Source organism: Caballeronia sp. 11_S32 (genome assembly GCF_056930355.1).
On sequence record NZ_JBXOWH010000004.1, the window covers coordinates 203765 to 219396 of the forward strand.

Annotated in this window: 10 protein-coding genes; 7 read left to right on the forward strand and 3 right to left on the reverse strand. The window is 57.8% G+C overall.

Annotation, left to right across the window (positions count from 1 at the left end; translation table 11 throughout):
• The first annotated feature begins 1 nt into the window (after position 1).
• The 6 genes from phaC (at position 2) to acs (ending at position 8953) form a co-directional block, all read left to right on the forward strand.
• Positions 2 to 1117: a class III poly(R)-hydroxyalkanoic acid synthase subunit PhaC gene (gene phaC / locus AC1Z32_RS27020; protein WP_483481912.1), complete on the forward strand. Its 1116-nt coding sequence runs from the start codon at positions 2 to 4 to the stop codon at positions 1115 to 1117.
• Between the two features lie 15 nt (positions 1118 to 1132).
• Positions 1133 to 2002 (forward strand): alpha/beta fold hydrolase, encoded by an 870-nt coding sequence (locus tag AC1Z32_RS27025; protein WP_483481913.1) that lies wholly within the window; start codon positions 1133 to 1135, stop codon positions 2000 to 2002.
• A gap of 32 nt (positions 2003 to 2034) precedes the next feature.
• Entirely contained in the window at positions 2035 to 3966 is a 1932-nt protein-coding gene (locus AC1Z32_RS27030; protein WP_483481914.1) for an acyl CoA:acetate/3-ketoacid CoA transferase, read from the forward strand.
• Positions 3967 to 4025: 59 nt separating this feature from the next.
• Positions 4026 to 5420: an NAD-dependent succinate-semialdehyde dehydrogenase gene (locus AC1Z32_RS27035; RefSeq protein WP_483481915.1), complete on the forward strand. Its 1395-nt coding sequence runs from the start codon at positions 4026 to 4028 to the stop codon at positions 5418 to 5420.
• Positions 5421 to 6629: 1209 nt separating this feature from the next.
• Positions 6630 to 6764, forward strand: coding sequence for a hypothetical protein (locus AC1Z32_RS27040; RefSeq protein ID WP_483481916.1), 135 nt, complete (start codon positions 6630 to 6632; stop codon positions 6762 to 6764).
• A 206-nt stretch (positions 6765 to 6970) separates the two neighbouring features.
• Complete coding sequence (gene acs / locus AC1Z32_RS27045) at positions 6971 to 8953, forward strand: acetate--CoA ligase (protein ID WP_483481917.1); 1983 nt, start codon at positions 6971 to 6973, stop codon at positions 8951 to 8953.
• 291 nt (positions 8954 to 9244) lie between these two features.
• On the opposite strand, the gene AC1Z32_RS27050 is transcribed toward acs, so the two are convergent.
• From AC1Z32_RS27050 to AC1Z32_RS27060, 3 genes are all read right to left on the reverse strand, one after another.
• Entirely contained in the window at positions 9245 to 9988 is a 744-nt protein-coding gene (locus tag AC1Z32_RS27050; protein ID WP_483481918.1) for an alpha/beta fold hydrolase, read from the reverse strand.
• Positions 9988 to 11436 carry a CitMHS family transporter gene (locus AC1Z32_RS27055; RefSeq protein ID WP_483481919.1) on the reverse strand — a complete coding sequence of 483 codons (1449 nt, stop codon included), beginning with the start codon at positions 11434 to 11436 and terminating at the stop codon, positions 9988 to 9990. The genes AC1Z32_RS27050 and AC1Z32_RS27055 overlap by 1 nt, the downstream gene beginning before the upstream one ends.
• A 664-nt stretch (positions 11437 to 12100) precedes the next feature.
• Positions 12101 to 13408, reverse strand: a complete 1308-nt coding sequence (locus tag AC1Z32_RS27060; RefSeq protein ID WP_483481920.1) for an MFS transporter — start codon at positions 13406 to 13408, stop codon at positions 12101 to 12103.
• A gap of 481 nt (positions 13409 to 13889) precedes the next feature.
• Between AC1Z32_RS27060 and AC1Z32_RS27065 the strand changes: the two genes are divergently transcribed.
• Positions 13890 to 15602, forward strand: coding sequence for a dihydroxy-acid dehydratase (locus AC1Z32_RS27065; RefSeq protein ID WP_483481921.1), 1713 nt, complete (start codon positions 13890 to 13892; stop codon positions 15600 to 15602).
• Positions 15603 to 15632: the final 30 nt, after the last annotated feature.

The window sequence follows — 15632 nt, forward strand, 5'->3', positions numbered from 1 at the left end:
TATGGCAGCCGCCAAGAAATCGAACGCCGCGAAAGCGCTCGCTGAATTCAGCGACTTCAACCTGAAGCTTGCTCGGGGACAGCAGATGCTGGACCGGATTAAGGATGAGCACGTCGAGATCGCCACCGCCGATAAGGAAGTGGTGTTCCGTGAAGACAAGACGACGTTGTATCGTTACAAGCCGACGACTGAGCGCAGGCTAGGCATTCCCGTGCTCGTGGCGTACGGCCAGATTGGCCGCTACACAATGACCGATCTGCAGGAAGACCGCTCGATGCTGCGCAATCTGCTGGCGCTTGGCGTCGACGTCTACGCGGTGGATTGGGGCAGCCCAACTCGCAGTGATCGTTGGCTCACCTTCGAAGACTATGTCGACGTCTATCTGAACGATTGCGTCGAGTTTATCTGCCGAGAGCATGGGATTCCCGCGATCAATCTGCTCGGGATCTGTGAGGGTGGTGTCTTCTCGCTGTGCTATGCGGCGCTTTACCCCGAGCGCGTGAAGAACCTCATTCTTACCATCACGCCGGTTGACTTCCATCAGGACCAGGCTGAGGGCCGAATCAACCACGGATTGCTGAATCTCTGGACGCGCGGCATGAGCGAGGAAGATGTCGACCATTTGATTGAGGCGTATGGCAATTTACCGGGCGAGCTCACGGGCTACGTCTTCTCGCAAATGACGCCGGGCGCAACGCTTTCGAAGTACAACGTTGGTCTGCTCGACACTTTCGATGACGAAAAGAAGCTCCTGAATTTCCTGCGCATGGAAAAGTGGCTCGCCGACCGACCGCACCATCCCGGCGAAGCCGCGAAGCAACTGCTGGTCAATCTATACAAGAACAACGAGTTAATTCGCGGCGAGTTCCGTTTGGGTGAGCGGAAAGTCAATTTAACAGACATTCGGATGCCCGTGCTGAACGTCTATGCGAAAGACGATCACATCATCCCGCCGAAGACGACCCAAGCGCTGCGCGACGCCGTCGGCACCGGAGACTATCAAGAGATTGGGCTAGATGGTGGCCACGTTGGCGTGTTCGTAAGTGGAAAATCGCAGGGTGTCCTTGGTAAAGGCATCGTTGAATGGCTGCAAGAGCGCGACGACGCGGTCGTCTGACCTGGACTTTATGCGATGCAACCACAGTTCAAACATGTCTCTGTAATAGGACGAGGCGGATTTCGCAAACTCGCTTATGCAGAGTGGGGCCCGCCGACGGCCGAACAAACCGTGGTTTGCGTTCACGGGGTATCGCGCACTGGTCGAGACTTTGACTCGTTGGCGGCGGCGCTAGCCGCGAATGGGATGCGCGTTGTCGTACCGGACCTTCCTGGACGCGGACGCAGCGAATGGCTGGCGTCGCCTACGCACTACACGGACCGCGCGTATGTGCGCGCGATTTCAACACTGATTGCTCGACTCGATGTCGATCAAGTTGATTGGGTGGGAACGTCCCTTGGTGGCCATATCGGAATGTTGGTGGCCGCCGAACCGGGAACACCTGTACGACGGTTGGTACTTAATGATTTCGGCGCGCGTGTGTCGGCTGCTGCACTTCGCAGAATCGGCAGCTATCTGACGCGTTCTTGGCGGTTTGCCTCAGTCGACGAGGTCGAAGTCCATCTTCGTGACGTTCACGCGCCGTTCGGCAAGCTCACCGATGCCCAATGGCGTCACTTAGCTCAGCACAGCGCCGTATCAGATGGTGCAGGCGGTTACCGCTTTCATTTCGACCCGGGCATCGGAATGCGCTTCTCAATTCCGATCTTGCTTGACGTGATCCTATGGCACACCTGGGACAAGATCGATTGCCCCGTGCTCGTTTTGCGCGGCGAAAACTCCGATTTGTTGGCCCGCAGTACGGTGGAGGCCATGCTCAAACGTGGTCGCGCTGCGGCCGATGGCCGAGTGACCGCGTTCGAGTTTCCCGATTGCGGTCACGCGCCCGCATTGATGGATGAAGCGCAAATCGCCGTCATCAGAAACTACCTTTTAGCAGACTAGCCGAAAGCCCGATTAGTAATGATGAGACTGCCATGATTCAAGATAAGGTCGTTACCGCCGATGAGGCTATCGCGTTGATACGGGATGGCGATGTCGTGAGTTGTTCTGGGTTTGTCGGCATCGGCACGCCCGAGGAATTGATTGCGGCGCTCGAACGGCGCTTCGTCGAGACAGAGGGGCCACGTGATCTCACGCTCGTATTCGCTGCGGCGCCCGGTGACGGCAAAGAGCGAGGACTCAATCGGCTTGCCCATGAGGGACTCGTCCAACGGGCGATTGGAGGTCATTGGTCGCTCGTTCCCAAACTCGGGAAACTTGCAACGGACAACCGTATCCAGGCTTACAACCTTCCGCTTGGGACGATTTCACACCTCTATCGCGACTCGGCTGCGCACCGAGCCGGCACGCTCACAAAAGTTGGGCTCGGTACGTTTGTTGATCCGAGGCAGAACGGCGGAAAAATCAACGCCCGCACGACAGAAGATCTTGTACGGGTAATGGAAATTGACGGCGAGGAATGGCTCTTCTATAAGGCGTTCCCAATCAACGTCGCTTTGATTCGAGGCACGACGGCCGACGCCGAGGGGAACATCACGATGGAGCGCGAGGCGCTAATGCTCGACGCACAGGCCGCTGCCATGGCTGCACGAAACGCGAACGGCCTCGTAATCGCGCAGGTGGAACGCATTGCATCGAGCGGTTCGCTTGACGCACGCAGTGTCGTCGTGCCCGGTGTTTTGGTCGATTGCGTGGTTGTGGCGCCCCAAGGTGCTCACAAGCAAACCTACGCGACGGATTACAACGCGGCTTACTCGGGAGAGATCCGCGTGCCCGTAAACAAGATTCCGGTATTAGCACTCGACGAGAGAAAGTTAATCGCTCGGCGCTGTGCTTTCGAGTTGCCGCTGGGCGGGGTCATTAACTTGGGAATCGGGATGCCGGAGGCGGTGGCGGCCGTCGCGGCCGAAGAGCGCGTACTCGATCACCTAACATTAACCGCCGAACCCGGTGTGATTGGCGGAATGCCGCAGGGCGGGTTGGACTTCGGTGCCGGCATCAACACCCAGGCACTGTTGCATCAGAACCAGCAATTCGACTTCTATGACGGTGGCGGACTCGACTTGGCTTGTCTCGGAATGGCAGAAATTGATCGCTGCGGTAACGTCAATGTCAGCCGGTTCGGTTCTCGTCTCGCGGGCTCAGGCGGGTTCATCAACATCAGCCAGAACGCCCGCCGACTTGTATTTGCGGGAACGTTCACCGCAGGCGGGATTGCCACAGCAGTCGAGGGCGGTCAGATGCGTATCGTCAGCGAAGGGCGAACGCGGAAGTTCGTCGAATCAGTCGAACAGGTCACCTTTAGCGGTCCACTTGCGGCGGCGAAGGGGCAGTCGGTGCATTACGTCACGGAGCGATGCGTATTCAGGCTTCAACCCGAAGGCTTGCAACTGATCGAGGTTGCGCCCGGCATCGATATCGAGCGGGACGTGCTTGCACACATGGCGTTTCGACCGATCATAGGCGAGGTCGCGCTGATGGACCCGCGCATCTATCGAGCCAAGCCGATGGGTCTCGCAGGCGTACTGCAGGACTTGCAACTCACTGATCGCCTCAGCTACGACGAGGACCGTAATATCCTTTTCGCAAACTTTGAAGGAATGGCTATCCGCAGCACCGATGATGTCGAATGCGTGCGTCGCGTGTTTGATGCGTTGTGTACCAAGGTTGGTCGAAGGGTCGCGCTGATAGTCAACTACGACGGTTTCCGACTCGACGATACGCAAGCCGACGCGTACTTCGAGATGGTAGCCGACTTGCAGGCTCGCCATTACTCGACAACTACGCGCTATACCACCAGTGCCTTTATGCGTGCGAAGTTGGGTGAAGCGCTGTTCTCGCGTCACGCGGCGGCGCATGTCTTTGAAACACACGCCGAAGCTACTGAATTCCTCCGCACACGATGACTCCTCGCTGAGATCTCAGCGAGGAGTGCAGCCTGCTTTTTACGCATTGGAGTTTCGATATGTCTCAAGCCGTCAGTCAGCAAGAGGTAGCGGTTTCGTTGAACCCGGCGACGGGCGAAGAGATTTGCCGCTACCCTTACGAAAATGAGGCGGAATTGAATCGCTCGTTGAGATTGATGGAGGCGGGTTTCGAGCATTGGCGTGATAGTTCGATAGATACCCGTGCGCAGGCCTTGTCGAATATGGCCGGCGCTCTTCGTCGCAACGTCGAGCCACTTGCGCTCATCGCAACTCGGGAAATGGGCAAGCCAATCTCACAGTCACGCGCGGAAGTGGAAAAGTGTGCGGCCGTTTGCGATTGGTACGCAGAGCACGGCCCGGCGATGCTCGTTGACGAATGGACATCAGTGGCAGACGATAAAGCGTATGTCTCATACCTTCCGATAGGGGGCGTTCTTGCTGTAATGCCGTGGAACTTTCCATACTGGCAGGTCATGCGGGGAGCAATCCCTATCATCTTGGCTGGAAACGCGTATGTGCTCAAACATGCTCCCAACGTGATGGGCTGCGCGTATGCGCTCAAGGAGATGTGGTCGGAGGCGGGCCTACCTGATGGCGTGTTTTCTGTAGTGAACGTGTCGAATGACCTTGTTTCGAAAGCGATTTTGGATCGGCGAGTTGCGGCTGTGACGGTTACCGGCAGCGTTCGTGCGGGATCCGCGATCGCGGCGCAGGCCGGCGCGGCGCTCAAGAAATCGGTTCTAGAACTGGGTGGTTCCGATCCGTTCATTGTCTTGGCCGACGCCGATTTGGAGGGCGCCGTTCATGCAGCGGTGGTCGGTCGGTTCCAAAACACCGGCCAAGTGTGCATCGCGGCCAAACGCATCATCCTTGAGCGGTCGATACAGCAAGACTTCACCGAGCGTTTCGTGGCCGCAGTTCAGGAACTAAAGGTGGGCAACCCAGAGGACGCGAATAGCTACTTCGGTCCCATGGCGAGGTATGACCTGCGAGACGAGCTAGACGGTCAGGTGGGGGCCACGATTGAAGGTGGCGCGAAAGTCTTGATGGGTGGCAACAAGCTCAATGGGCCCGGAAATTTTTATGCTCCCACGGTTTTGTCCGACGTCGCGCCTGGCATGGTTGCTTTTGACCAAGAAATCTTCGGACCGGTAGCCTCCCTGGTTTCCGCCAACAGTGCCGAACACGCTATCGAGCTCGCGAACGCAAGCGAGTTCGGCTTGAGCGGCGCCATCTGGACAGCCAATGAGAGCAAGGCGAAGGCTTTTGCCCGTGAGATTCAATCCGGTGGCGTTTTCGTGAATGGATTCTCGGCGTCCGATCCTCGTGTGCCGATTGGCGGGGTTAAGAAAAGTGGCTACGGCCGGGAACTATCGCATTTTGGGATGCGTGAATTCATGAATGCGCAAACCGTGTGGTTCGACCGAGTCTAGGCCTCGCCCAGAAAATAGAATTAAACACCAACCAATCGAAACAAATTGAGGGAAAGATGAAAGCACATACCTATCCGGTTGCTGATGCAGCAGTCGCCTCATCCGTCCCAAAAGCACAAAGGCTTGCCACCTTGTCCGCTGGCGTTCCCCTTGTAAGCGCCTATGCCAAGTTGCTTGAGGGCCCGTTGGGATCATTGGCCGGCCAGGCAATGGACCGACCCGACGTGCAGTCGGTTGCTATCCTCGGATATAACTGACTGGCCACACGCGCTTCGACACGCTACCGATTGTCGCCAGTGCGGTCAGCAAGACTTAGCGCGTGTCGTGACTAACCAGAAGCGCATTGTAGGGCGTGAGCAGGCGCGTCCGATCTTTTAGTCTTCGGCTCTGCTTCACAGCCGTCACCGATTTGCCTTTACGAGAAGCAAGCCGACGTTGTCGTCTTCTGTGCGGCTTCGAGTGTCATTCAGGTGGGAACGATTTTTCTAAGACAATCAACGAATGCCAATCATGTCCTGCCCCGGCATTTTTTCGCCGTATCGCGCGGGAGAACTGTATCTAAGAACCCGCTTGGTCATCGAACTGGACGGGGTCTTTGACGCTGAGCTGCATCGTCGCGTGCGACAAGGCCATCTCACACCTGTGGGCATGTTTATCACTGACAGGATACTCGCGCCTCGCCGCCAAGAAGTGACCCAAATTGAACAGGCACGTCGAGGGTGCTTTAACCTCGATGAATGGCGGTCGGTGACTCAGGCAGTTCGCACGAGCGGTGGAGTAATTGTGTGTCAGCTCGGTGTCGGCGTTTTAGCAGGTGGTTCCGGGCGGAGGAATGAGGCGGCGCAATGCAGAACCGAGTGTTTCCGGCGCGCCGCACGACAAGCTATCGAAGCTGGTTTCGATGGAATGGAATTGGCTGTATTGAATACAGCCTCCGCCTCACGAGCGATTTGCGTTCGTCCTCCCCAAGGTGGGCCGACAACTCTTGGCATAGAGGCAAGAGAGACTATTGGGTTGGTCGACATCGCGCGGCAGGTTTGTCTCGAGTGGAGGGGCAGCGGTCGTGTGGGATTGCATACCCAAGCGTGACTGAGTCTGCGATCGCTTATGCGGCGCGCATGGACAGAGCGTGGGCGAGGGACTTGCTCTCTGAGATTGAGGACTTGAGATTGATGTATGTCAGGGTCGGAGACCCTCTGGGCGACGCACATGACGAAGCTTTCTGGGGACGCCGCCGGCGGCTCGTACGTGCTCTTCGCGCGCGTTTTGGCGGAGCCTACATCGCGAATACAGAGCGTGTCGACGCTTTACGCGTCGGAAGTGCTGGGTTTCAAGATCTCGTGACAGTCAAGTCGGCACTACTCAAAGAAACTCAATTCAAGGAGTGGATCGCTAAAGGCGCGGCGGCAACGAATGACTCGCAATCTTTGGCGCGTGTAGGCTCGCCCTTTGAGGAAGGTTAGAAGGCTTCCGAACGATTGCACGATCAGCATCGTGGCGCAGGCGTTATTTAGAAGGTCCGGTTTTTCATTTCGAATCCAGGGAAGAGCATGTCTACAACCGAAGCAATGCAGCGCGAAAAGCGTTTTTTCTCGCCATCCGACAAAACGGTGGCGGATGCCGCGATTTCTGGCATGGAAGCCTACAAGGCGCTTGTCGCGGAAGCCGAAAGCGACTACGAAGGTTTCTGGGCGCGCATCGCCCGGGAAATGCTCTCCTGGCACATGCCATTTACCAAGGTGCTGGATGAATCGAGGGCGCCGTTCTATACGTGGTTCGAAGACGGCGAGCTCAATGCCTCGTACAACTGTCTCGATCGTCACGTCGAAGCGGGCCGGGGCAACGACAATGCGATCATCTTCGAAGCCGACGACGGCACCGTCACCAATGTCACCTATCAAGATCTGCTTGAGCGCGTCAGCCGTCTCGCCAACGCGCTCAAGAAGCGCGGCGTGAAGAAGGGCGATCGCGTCGTGATCTATCTGCCGATGTCGGTGGAAGGCGTGGTGGCGATGCAGGCCTGCGTGCGCATCGGCGCGACGCACTCGGTCGTGTTCGGCGGCTTTTCGTCGAAGTCGCTCAACGAACGTCTGGTCGATGTCGGCGCGGTCGCGCTCATCACCGCCGACGAGCAGATGCGCGGCGGCAAGGCGCTGCCGCTGAAAAGCATCGCTGACGAAGCGCTGGCGGCGGGCGGCTGCGAGAAGGTCAAGGACGTCATCGTGTACAAGCGCACGGGCGGCAAGGTCGAGTGGACCGAAGGCCGCGACGCGTGGCTGCATGAGATCGTCGAGAACGAATCGAACAAGTGCGAGCCGGAATGGGTAAGCGCGGAGCATCCGCTGTTCATTCTGTATACGTCCGGGTCGACGGGCAAGCCGAAGGGCGTGCAGCACAGCACGGCAGGCACGCTGCTGTGGGCCGCGCAGACCATGAAGTGGACCTTCGACATGAAGCCGGGCGATATCTTCTGGTGCACGGCGGATATCGGCTGGATCACGGGGCATAGCTATATCGCGTATGGTCCGCTTGCGATCGGCGCGACGCAGGTGATGTTCGAAGGCGTGCCCACGTATCCGCACGCGGGCCGCTTCTGGGAGATGATCGCGCGCCACAAGGTCACGATCTTCTACACGGCGCCGACCGCCATCCGCTCGCTCATCAAGGCATCGGAAGCGGACGCGAAGGTGCATCCGAAGAGCTTCGACCTCTCGACGCTGCGCATCCTCGGCACGGTCGGCGAGCCGATCAATCCGGAAGCGTGGATGTGGTATCACGAGAACGTCGGCGGCGGGCAATGTCCAATCGTCGATACGTGGTGGCAGACCGAAACCGGCGGGCACATGATCACACCGCTGCCGGGCGCGACACCGCTCGTGCCGGGCTCCTGCACGCTGCCGCTGCCGGGCATCATGGCGGCGGTCGTCGATGAAACCGGTCAGGACGTGCCGAGCGGGCAGGGTGGAATTCTGGTCGTCAAGCGCCCGTGGCCGTCGATGCTGCGCAACATCTGGGGTGACCCAACGCGTTATCAGACGAGCTACTTCCCCGAAGAACTTGGCGGCGAGCTGTATCTTGCCGGCGACGGCGCCGTCCGCGACAAGGAAACGGGTTATTTTACGATTACAGGCCGAATCGACGACGTGTTGAACGTATCGGGTCACCGCCTCGGCACGATGGAGATCGAGTCGGCGCTGGTCGCCCATCCGCTGGTCGCCGAAGCGGCGGTCGTCGGCCGCCCGGACGACACGACAGGTGAAGCTGTAGTCGCGTTCGTCGTGCTGAAACGCGCACGTCCGGAAGGCGATGAAGCGAAGCAGATAGCCACCGAGCTGCGCAACTGGGTTGGAAAGGAAATAGGCCCGATCGCGAAGCCGAAGGACATCCGATTTGGCGAGAATCTGCCGAAGACGCGTTCAGGCAAGATCATGCGGCGCCTTTTGCGTTCGCTCGCAAAGGGCGAGGAGATCACGCAGGACGTCTCGACGCTGGAAAATCCCGCGATTCTCGATCAGCTCGGTGCAACGGAGTAAGTTTCAGTCAGGCGTCTTATCCTGGAACCTTAGCTTGTCGCAGTCCAGTGAGCACAAACTTGATTGTGTTGTGCTCACTGGAAGCGCATTTTTGGCACGCTAAATACTCGTAAAAGCCTCGGACGAGGTACAGGCTCGCTCCGAGGAAGCCGAAACCCTTCGACGTTCTCGATGGGCGTCACGTGGGCTATGGCACAGAGCGATTCTCGCTTCCGGCAATTTCACTGGTTGCTTTCGCAGACTGGCGTGTGCGGTAAGATTGAATTCCGGGTGCTGAATTGCGCGCCGTACTCACGTACTTGAAGCGATCCAGCTATTGACCTCGGTTGTCCACGTTTCGGCTGCCTCGAGCATCGGAGTGTGGCCGGCGTCAAGATAGGCGATCTTGACAGAGGGCAAACCTTTCTCCAGCACCGCTACATCTGCGGCCGTTCTGACGGTGTCTTTCCTTCCGAACGCAAGCAGAACAGGACATTGGATATCTTTTAGCACTGGCGAAAAATCGATGCCACGCAAGCTAGTTGCCGCCGCGTAGACCGAATCTCGACTGCAGTCGTCTGCGTATTGGTCTATCGAATTGAGAACGTCCGGGTCTGGCAACGAGGCAAAGCACCGCCGGACTTGTGACCTCCGAAGCTCAACTCCCCAGGAATTTAGAATTTTCTTGGGATATTCAGGGTCGCCGTGAGTCGCGGTATTTGCTCCGGTGTTTGAAAGCACCAGTCCCGATAGCTTGCAGCGTGACGCAACGCTCAGCGCAATCGCTCCGCCTGCCGAGTGTCCGATAAGAATCAGAGCTGTTGGCGAGAGGCGCTCGATCAGAGAAATAAACCGGCTTGCAACAGCAGAGATGTCGCAAGAATCGTTTTGGGTCAGCCATGATGCGGATGACCACTGGAAGGATTGGGGAGGCTCATAGGCACCGTAGATGCTCGGTGGCAGTAATGTTCCCGGAATGCAAATAATTGTTCTTCGATTGGGGGCAAGTGGTCGGGTTAGTCCGATTCCTTCGGGCGTGTCAAAGTATGTCGTCATCAGATTCGCACCACCCCAAACACTACAGCGGCGACAAGCATGACCAAGCTCACGAGCCAGAACGTCAGCAAGGAGCGACGCATAAATTCGCCAATCTCGCACCCGGCAAGGCCCGCCGCCAAATAGGCCGTTGGTACTGCGGGGCTTATGGAAAATCCGATGCTTTCTCCTATCATCATGGCGCGGGCCACCGAGTCGGGAGGGATACCATGTGTGCGGGCGACACCGTCCACCATGGGCATCAGGCCGAGGTAAAACGGATCTGGACTGAAAAGAGCACCGATAAACATGGAAACTGAGCCCACAAGGACATGAATGTACTGACCAACAACCTGCGGCGTCATCTCGGTGATGGCCGCCGAGATGCGGGGTAGCATTTCTGTGCCGTCCATAATTCCAAGAAACGAACCAGCTGCGAACATCAGCGCGCCCATCGTCAATGCTTCTGCAGCATGGCCCTTTATTTGTGCGAGCTGGGCTTTTGAAGTCCTAAAGTTGACGAGTAGCGAAAGCGATAATGCAACGAGGAAGACGATGGCAGGCGATAACTTCGTGAACACGAGACCGGCGATGGCGGAGACCGTCAGCGCCACATTGAACCAGTAAAATCCACGTCCGCTTCGCATGTCCGAGTCGGCTGGGCGCGACTCAGGATACGCATGCATCGGCTCATTGAGACTTTGCTCAACCGCTTGTACTTTACCTGCGCGTTCGGCTCGCTTTCCGACCAAAACGGCAACGACAAGTGCGCATGCCACTCCAACCAGCTCAACAGGGATTAGGCCTGTCCAAAGCGAGACAGGTTCAAGGTGCATCGCCAGCGCAGCGCGCCCAACAGGTCCGCCCCACGGTGCGAAATTCACGACGCCAGCAGAAAGCCCTGTGATAAGTAGGAGGTCGTACGGGCTTATCCCTAGTCGACGATAGACCGGCAAGAACGTGGGAATTGTAATGAGGAAGGTGGCGGCACCAATGCCCTCTAAGTGCGCCAGCATTGCAACGAGCGAAGTCGCAACGGTCACTCTTACAACGCTGTCGCCGGCGAAGCGCAACAGGGCTCGAACCAAGGGCTCAAATATCCCTGCTTGGCGTACCGTCGAGAAGAACAAAATCGCAAAGATAAAAAGAGTTGCAATCGGAGCGACCGATAGAACACCTTTATAGGAAAAGCTGCTTATTTGCTGAGGTTCGAACCCGGCCAGGACAGCGGCAAGAATCGGGATAAGTGTCAAGACAATCAGCGGCGCCGCTTTGTTTTTGATTAGCGTGAGGACGACGGCGACCATGGTCCCAACGCCTGTGAGCGTAAGTAGCAATTTGATGTCCCTTTTTAGAAAATAACTTTTTGCTTCTTGAAGCCGACCTGTGCGCGGAAAGCTGCCGCGAAGCTCGTCGCGTAGTAGCAAAACGATAACGTTAGTTATGCAGCATTTGGGGGGATGCTCCATCTAGCGTCGGCGACAACGAGAACGACCAAAGCGCGCATCCCGGAGCGCGCCGTTCTTGGCAAGGTACGCTATACCGTCGCTTGAACTCGCCACGATTTCGCTTCGGCCAAAATCGGGCGGTCGCGTCATAGCGCGATGGGGGTAAACATGCCGAAGTTGTTGACATCAAGGAGTCGACGGTCGCAACTGTCGAGCAGCCAAAAACCCTATTCAGTTATAGCCAAGAATAGCGTTCGATTTAACGTCGGCCCGATTTGCCTCGCTCCCGGCCAGCGACGCCGAGGGTTCTTGAAGAAGCATGACATACGCATTCATCCGGGAAGCTGACGCTGACTCTACAGAGACGTCGCCGCAAATGGTCGACTGCAAGTCATTTACTCGGGAGCAGGTTTTTTTCGAAGTGTTCATATTAAGCAAGGCCTTGAGGTCCGACGGCGTTCAAAGAACTGCTGTCAGTCTCGCTGAGTGCCGGACGACATGCGGAACTCGCGAACCCGCTCTGAACGATGAGGGTGTGGAGGCAATCTGGTACTGGCTGACAAGGACGGAGGGGTTTTCTACCTTTGGCACCGTCATAGCCCATGGGCGGATCTTCGGGTTTTCACCCCCGCTGAGGCGACGAGCGGCGGAGTCGCTCGTCGCTGCGCTGTATCCGCCCTGACGGTTATGCGGCTGCTTGTACTCGGGAAGATTTCGTCTCAGCCAGAATCGGCCGACGCGTCATGGTCAATACGATTACCGCGCCGATAACCAGAAGAGCGCCTGCGATTACGAACGCAAAATCGTAGCTGCCTGTCGCATCGATGACGTAGCCGGTCGCGATCGGAGCAATCATGCCGAAGATGTTTCCGCCGACAACCACGAATGCCATCGCCTTAGCGACATCTTTTGAACTCGGGAGCAGATCGTTCAACAGCGCAAAATTCAGCGATGTCGTCGACGCGATGCCGGTAAGCGTCACCGAGAATACGAGCAGCAGGGTAGCGAGGTTTGTCGTGAGGGGTACACACAGGATCGCGGAGCCGGTGAGCATTGCCAGCGCAACTGCATTCCGACGGCGGCCGGTACCCACGCCGCTCTTTTTGAGGTAATGGTCGCTGATACGTCCAACCAAGATGCAGAGAATGACTGCGGCTGCGTAAGGGACCGCAGCGAAGACACCGGTCTTCGAGATACTCATGTGACGGCTCGCCTGGAGATAACTCGGCAGCCAGGTGAGGAACAGATACTGGGTGTAGACGTTGCAACCTTGCGTCAGCGCAAGACCCCACAGCGTCGGCGAACGCAGTAGCGACAGCAAACCTGATGCGGTCTGGCCAGCATCTGCAGTCTCCGACGTATTGCGTGCAGCGGGTTTCGAGTCACGTTCGAGCAAAATTTTCTCGCGTTCGCCAGCGGACAGCCACTTTGCCTTATCCGGCGAGTTGAAGAAGATGACCCATGCTGCCAGCCAGAGAAAACCGATGCCGCCTGCAACGACGAACGAGAATCGCCATCCGTACACGGCAACCAAGGCGCCCAAGAAGACCGAACAAATCGCCGGGCCTGCATACGAGCCGCTGTTGAACATCGACGTGACCATCCCGCGCTCAGAGGCCGGAATCCACTGGCGGATTACCTTCGCGCCCACCGGATTGCTCACCGATTCGCCGCCGCCCATCACCAAACGGGCGAGTAAAAGGCTCGTGAAGTTGCCCGCCGCACCGGTCAAGGCCGTGGCGGCCGACCAAATGAAAATGCCCACGCCTGCCATGCGCTTTGCGCCAAAGCGGTCGATGAGGATGCCCATCGGGATCAGGAAGAGCGCATAGCTCCAGATGAATGAAGAGAACAAGTAGCCCATGCCCACGGCAGAGAGCTTGAACTCTGCGGCAATCGGCTTGGCCGCAATCGACAGCGCGATGCGGTCCATGTAGTTGATCATCGCCAGGGAAAACAAGAAGACTGCAATCCAGCCTCGTCGATACGACATGGTTGTCTCCGAAATCAGGGTGCCTGTGTTGACACCCGTGGTGTTTCTACAAAGTCGGTTGATAACTAGCGGGCAATGAAGTACGCCCCGCGATGCTTTGTCGGTCGGCCATTGACTGCAAAGCGTTTTGTTTGTTAAAAAAGCACTTTAGTTTTCGATTCTACCGGTGCATCCCGAGGCGCAAGCTCGGAAGCTACTTTAGGTCCGGCGCCTTGGCGGTATCTCCAACAGGCGCTTCAGCGCGAAGGCCTTGTAACTACAGGGCGAAAGCTGCGCAGAACGGCCGGACTTCGGTCGTCGCCTGTCGAGGCAGTCAGCCAGAGCTTACGAAAACATCAACTGCTTTTTATAATCATAGAACGCAAAAAGCCCCGCATGCAACAACGTCCTGCTCTGCTCGGTGAAAACACCTACGAGGATGCGAGGCGAGTCCGCAGTAGCTTTGGTGCGTGCGGTCACTTGAGAACGACTGGAGCAAAGGATGAGCGAACACGATCGACCCGTCGGACTTGCCCGTGGGCTAACCAATTACGGGGACAGGGAGTTCAGCGTCTATTTACGTAGGACGTTTGCCAGCTCGATGGGTTACAGCCGTGAGATGCTGGACAGGCCCATTGTGGGCATTGCGCATTCGGCGAGCGGCTTCAACAACTGCCACCGCCATTTCCCCGAGATGATTGAAGCGGTGAAGCGCGGCGTGCTGGCGGCCGGAGGGCTGCCCATTGAGTTCCCGACAATTTCGTTGGGCGAGACGTTCCTGAGCCCGACGAGCCTGAAGTTCAGAAACCTCATGTCAATGGATGTGGAGGAGATGGTTCGCGCTCAGCCGATGGACTCGGTAGTCTTGCTCGGCGGCTGCGACAAGACCGTCCCCGCTCAGTTGATGGGCGCCGTCTCGGCGAACATTCCAGCGGTTCAACTCGTCGCTGGACCGATGTCCACGAGCAGGCATCGCGGCGAGCGACTCGGCGCGTGCACAGACTGCCGCCGTTTCTGGGCCAAGTTTCGTGCGACAGAAATCGACAGCCAGGAGATCAACGCGGTCGAACGCCGTCTTGCATCGACTGCTGGGACATGCGCCGTCATGGGGACCGCCAGTACGATGGCCATCATTGCGGAGACACTCGGGATGATGCCGGCCAACAGCGCGGCTTGCCCGGCGGTGGATGCTGACCGTCTGCGCATTGCGGAAGAAACGGGGCGCATCGCATACCAGTTGATTGGTAAGCCAATCCGGCCGCGCGAAGTCATCACCGGCGAATCGGTGGAGAACGCTTTGCGGGTCCTCCTCGCTATCGGGGGCTCGACGAACGCCATCATCCACCTTACGGCAATCGCAGGGCGCGCTGGTATCAAGATTGGCTTGCAACGGCTGAACGAATTGAGCGATTCGACGCCCGTTTTGGTCAATCTCAAACCGACCGGAACGCACTACATGGAGGACCTGTATGCGGCGGGCGGTGTGCCTTCAATCCTGAAGGAGATCCGGCACCTTTTGAATCTTGGTTGTTTGACGGTCAGCGGCGAGACGCTCGGCGAGCGGCTTGAGGCGGCGACGTGGACGGACCATGAAGTAATTCAGCCCGTTTCCAAGCCGGTTCGAGACACCGGGGGGCTTGTTGCACTTTTCGGCAATCTAGCTCCGCGCGGAGCAATCCTCAAGCGCTCAGCCGCAGACTCTTCGTTGTTCGAGCGCGAGGGGCGCGCCGTCGTGTTCGATTCGTTAGAGGACCTCGCCGACAGAATCGACAGTGATGAGCTCGATGTCACCCCGCAAGACTTCCTCGTTCTGCGCAACGCGGGGCCGACTAGCGAGTCTGCCATGCCCGAGGCCGGCTACATCCCGATTCCCGCGAAGCTTGCCCGGGCAGGAGTCAAGGACATGGTGCGTCTGTCCGATGCCCGAATGAGTGGCACGGCCTATGGAACCATCGTCCTGCATATCACACCGGATGCGGCGTCAGGTGGTTTGCTGAGCCTCGTGCAGACGGGTGACGTCATCAAGTTGAGTGTTAAGAATCGGACCCTCGATGTGCTTGTCTCTGAAGAAGAACTCGCGAAGCGCCGCTCCGCGCTGCCGCCCAGACAAGCTAGGCCGCACAAGCGGGGATACGCGAATCTGTACGCGCGCGAGATTCTCCAAGCCGACGAAGGATGTGATTTCCAGTTTCTGACTGCGGACGGCGCACGGTAGGCCAGCCGGCATGGTCAGGCGACGAGCATC

What these genes read in the sequence shown, in the direction of transcription:
- AC1Z32_RS27035 (WP_483481915.1), top strand. Translation starts at nt 4,026, where the DNA reads ATGTCTCAAGCCGTCAGTCAGCAAGAGGTAGCGGTTTCGTTGAACCCG.
- AC1Z32_RS27040 (WP_483481916.1), top strand. Translation starts at nt 6,630, where the DNA reads ATGACGAAGCTTTCTGGGGACGCCGCCGGCGGCTCGTACGTGCTCTTC.
- AC1Z32_RS27055 (WP_483481919.1), bottom strand. Translation starts at nt 11,436, where the DNA reads ATGGAGCATCCCCCCAAATGCTGCATAACTAACGTTATCGTTTTGCTA.
- AC1Z32_RS27025 (WP_483481913.1), top strand. Translation starts at nt 1,133, where the DNA reads ATGCAACCACAGTTCAAACATGTCTCTGTAATAGGACGAGGCGGATTT.
- AC1Z32_RS27030 (WP_483481914.1), top strand. Translation starts at nt 2,035, where the DNA reads ATGATTCAAGATAAGGTCGTTACCGCCGATGAGGCTATCGCGTTGATA.
- AC1Z32_RS27050 (WP_483481918.1), bottom strand. Translation starts at nt 9,988, where the DNA reads ATGACGACATACTTTGACACGCCCGAAGGAATCGGACTAACCCGACCA.
- acs (WP_483481917.1), top strand. Translation starts at nt 6,971, where the DNA reads ATGTCTACAACCGAAGCAATGCAGCGCGAAAAGCGTTTTTTCTCGCCA.
- AC1Z32_RS27065 (WP_483481921.1), top strand. Translation starts at nt 13,890, where the DNA reads ATGAGCGAACACGATCGACCCGTCGGACTTGCCCGTGGGCTAACCAAT.
- phaC (WP_483481912.1), top strand. Translation starts at nt 2, where the DNA reads ATGGCAGCCGCCAAGAAATCGAACGCCGCGAAAGCGCTCGCTGAATTC.
- AC1Z32_RS27060 (WP_483481920.1), bottom strand. Translation starts at nt 13,408, where the DNA reads ATGTCGTATCGACGAGGCTGGATTGCAGTCTTCTTGTTTTCCCTGGCG.